The 3,376-nt window shown below is 46.3% G+C and carries 3 protein-coding genes and 1 pseudogene; all 4 read right to left on the bottom strand.

Going from position 1 to position 3,376, the window contains the following annotated elements:
* A partial coding sequence (locus tag WC259_RS08120) for a cobalamin B12-binding domain-containing protein (protein WP_372644202.1) occupies positions 1–758 on the bottom strand: 758 nt, incomplete at its 3' end.
* Positions 759–917: 159 nt separating this feature from the next.
* Positions 918–2,579, bottom strand: a complete 1,662-nt coding sequence (locus tag WC259_RS08115; protein ID WP_372644198.1) for an MDR family MFS transporter — start codon at positions 2,577–2,579, stop codon at positions 918–920.
* Positions 2,580–2,594: 15 nt separating this feature from the next.
* Positions 2,595–3,029, bottom strand: coding sequence for a MarR family winged helix-turn-helix transcriptional regulator (locus tag WC259_RS08110; protein ID WP_058316842.1), 435 nt, complete (start codon positions 3,027–3,029; stop codon positions 2,595–2,597).
* A gap of 205 nt (positions 3,030–3,234) precedes the next feature.
* A pseudogene (locus WC259_RS08105) lies at positions 3,235–3,376 on the bottom strand (dehalogenase); the annotation flags it as partial.

The raw sequence follows: 3,376 nt of genomic DNA, 5'->3' as shown, positions 1-3,376 counted from the left end.
TGCTCACCCTCATTAACCACCGCACTGTCAAAGAAAAGCTTAAAAAGCTCTTCATGACGGGCTATTACATCCGCTAGCAGACTGACAATATACCCTCCGATTACTATATGCACTTGGGGGTTTGCCGATTTGAGCTGACGGGCTAAAGTAAGTGCCGGGAGCAGCTGGCTGTCACCGGCAACAGAAATGCCGATAATATCCGGGCAGCATTCAGACACAAAAAGCAGCAGTTTTTCCCGGCAAAGTTTGATATAGGGGTTCTGTTCATTATCCGCGGTACTGTCTTTTATATCCCGGTAAGACCGCAGGTAAGCACCCATCTCAAAAGAGCTCAGGTCTACCCGGGTAGGGAAGTGGGCAGTAGAGATTATGGCCATGGCCTGATTTAAAGTTTCCCGAGCCTGTGCGAGTGTGTCAGGGTCATAATAGCGATTTTTATCATGAAAGACTTTTTTAGCCTGCGAAATCCCGCCTGCCACCCTCTCCAGAGATGTATTAGCTATAAAGAGGTCATTGTAGTATTGCTGATCAACCGGGGACAAGCTCCGTGAAGAATCAAGACGTTTAAATTCGGCATTCAGGCCTGACTTCAGACTTCGTAAGTATTCCTCTGAAAAGAAGACCTTGTAAGCTTCAAGATTGAAGTCATACTGAACTGTATCTACGCCGTGTTCCTTCAGATAGGCCGTAAGTGAAGGCAGGCTGAGATACGGCTGGTAAGGAATCCACTGGGGCGGGAAAATCAGTAAAGTTTTCACCCCTTTATTATATCCAAAAGAACCGAAACCGTCTGTAAAAATTTAAGGGAACATGCAAGATACCGCCATCACCTGAAAATAAAGGGGGGAACTAATCCCCCCTTTAAATTATCTGAAACCCGAAGCAGCTTAACCTGAACTTGTTATGGTAAAACCGAACTACAAGCGAGGTTCATTATTTTTGTCAGATTGTCCCAGCTGAATTTCCAAACCCACTCCAGCCTCTTCAAGGGGCGGGTGGTTAGTCTTCCGAAGGGTTATCTGAGGCATAAAGAATACCACCACCAGAGCAACAAACATCAGCATTGCCCCGATAAGATAGACCTGATCTATGGAATTGCTGAACGCAGTCTTCAAAGTTACCAGCAAATGGTCAAACGAAACGGTTAGCTGGTCTTGAATGGCCGCCGGAGCCTGACTGATAAGCTGATATATTTGAGTTTGGCCATCGGTTGATAAAAATGCCTGTATTGTATTGCCGTCTATAGCGGTAGGAATACCGGTAGGATTAAGTTGACCCATAAGCTCCACAAAGGGTTCATTGGCAATATCAGTCAGCTGGGAGGCCAGTTTGGCATTCATAACGCCGCCCAGCAGAGCACCGCCGACAGTACCGCCTATACTCCTGAAGAGCTGGGTGCCGGCCGTTACTTCACCTAACTGCTTGTGGCTGAAAGCATTCTGTACGGCAATGGTAAATATAGGCATGGTAACACCCAAACCCAGACCGAGCAGTATCATGCACATTACCAGCTGGGTATTGGTAGTATTTATACCTACAAATGAAAAGACAAACATGGCAACAGTTGCCAGAGCCACACCCCCGACCGCCAGCTTTTTGTAGTTGCCGGTACGGGAGATTATCTGTCCGCTTATAGCTGAAGAAACGACCATTGAAAGCATCATGGGAGCAAGTATAAGACCTGAAGAAGTAGCGGATACACCAATTACTCCCTGAGCAAAGACCGTGATGTATAAAAGTGCCCCGAACATGCCCATAGATGTAAGGAACAAGGTTATAGCCGAAACTGAAAATATGCGGGTTTTAAATAACCCCATTGAAAGCACCGGTTCTTTTACCCTGCGCTCCACCATGACAAAGCTGAAAAGAGCAATCAGGGCAATGCCAAACAGCCCTAATATCTGCACTGAGTTCCAGGCATACTGGCTGCCGCCCCAGACAAAGGCCAGAAGCAGGGGCACCAACCCCACAATCAATAGGGCACCACCCAGAAAGTCTATAGAGCGGTCTTTGATTTTGTGCTTTATAGGAGGAATAGCCATAGCCAGCACTACCATGGCGGCAATGCCAACCGGGATATTTATATAGAAAATCCAGTGCCAGCTGAAGGCATCGGTTATCCAGCCGCCCAGCAAAGGACCGGCTACCGCGGTAAGACCAAAGACACCGCCCAGCACACCCTGCCATTTACCCCGTTCGGCCGGGGAGAATATATCACCGACCAGTGCCATGGAGTTAACCATCATGGCACCGCCGCCGATACCCTGCAAGCCGCGGAAGAGGATAAGCTGGGTCATATCCTGAGCCAGACCGGAGAGCACAGAGCCCAGAAGGAAAATACCGATACCTATCAGGTAGAGCGGCCTCCGCCCGAAGATATCAGAAAGTTTGCCGTAAATGGGTACTGTGACTGTAGAGCTTAACATATAAGCGGTAAAAACCCAGCTTAGATGAGAAAGACCGTTAAGTTCAGTGGCTATTTTGGGCATAGCTGTAGCCACAATGGTCTGGTCCAGCGAAGCCAGCATCATTGACAGTATGACGCCCAAAAGAATAAATAGTTTATTACCCTTTTTCACTAATGATTTGTCTCCCTAGTTTCCTGTAATCTTTTCTGCCAGTTTTTTATTTAATAGCGCAAACATAGCCAACTCATCATCGTTCAGGGCATCAAAGGCTGCGACTATTTTTAATGTAGTCTGTTTCTTTATTTCCACTATCCTTCCCGATGCCTCCGCCGTAAGGCTGAGTGAGATAGCCCGTCGGTCTTTTAAATCCATCTCTCTAGTGAGCAGCCCTTTCTCTACCAAACCGTCTACGATTTGGGTAACTGCACTGGGACTGATATTGAGTAGGTTGGCTAAGTCCTTGATGCCTGTGCCTTTATTTTTTTCTACTGCTCTCAGTACCATTAGCTGAGTATGGCCAAGCGCCAAAACGTCTCCTGCAGTATGGGCAACTGAGAATATATTGTGCTTTATAAGGCACATGTCATTATGAATGTCTTCAATAACTTTTTGCCTTATCATTTTACCTCCTGTATTGTTTAGTTACTTAATATTTTATATGCTTAACTATTAAATGTCAAAACCAGCCGCCACATATGAATATCCGCTTTTAGAATGTCCAGATTAATACAGGCAATACGGCTTGATACAACAGGTTAAAAAGATTTAGAGAAAAAAACAGGGGAGGTTAAACCTCCCCTGTCAGACACCGATAATGCAGCCGGTACTAGGCTACTTTTTTGTGACGGATGATAAGCTGCCAATCAAGCGCAGCCAGTATCAGAAAAATGATACCGAATATCAGGGCTCCCATCCAGGCTGAAGTCGGTTCGTTTTCTTCAAGCGAACTGAAATAATGCTGGACGGTG

The organism is Dehalococcoides sp. (assembly GCF_041654235.1).
Taxonomy (GTDB): Bacteria; Chloroflexota; Dehalococcoidia; order Dehalococcoidales; family Dehalococcoidaceae; genus Dehalococcoides; species Dehalococcoides mccartyi_B.
The sequence above is the reverse complement of the archived record's forward strand: the minus strand, read 5'-3'. Positions and strand labels throughout refer to the sequence as shown.

Coding starts and splice junctions, on each gene's coding strand:
- WC259_RS08110 (WP_058316842.1), bottom strand. CDS start 3,029: ATGATAAGGCAAAAAGTTATTGAAGACATTCATAATGACATGTGCCTT.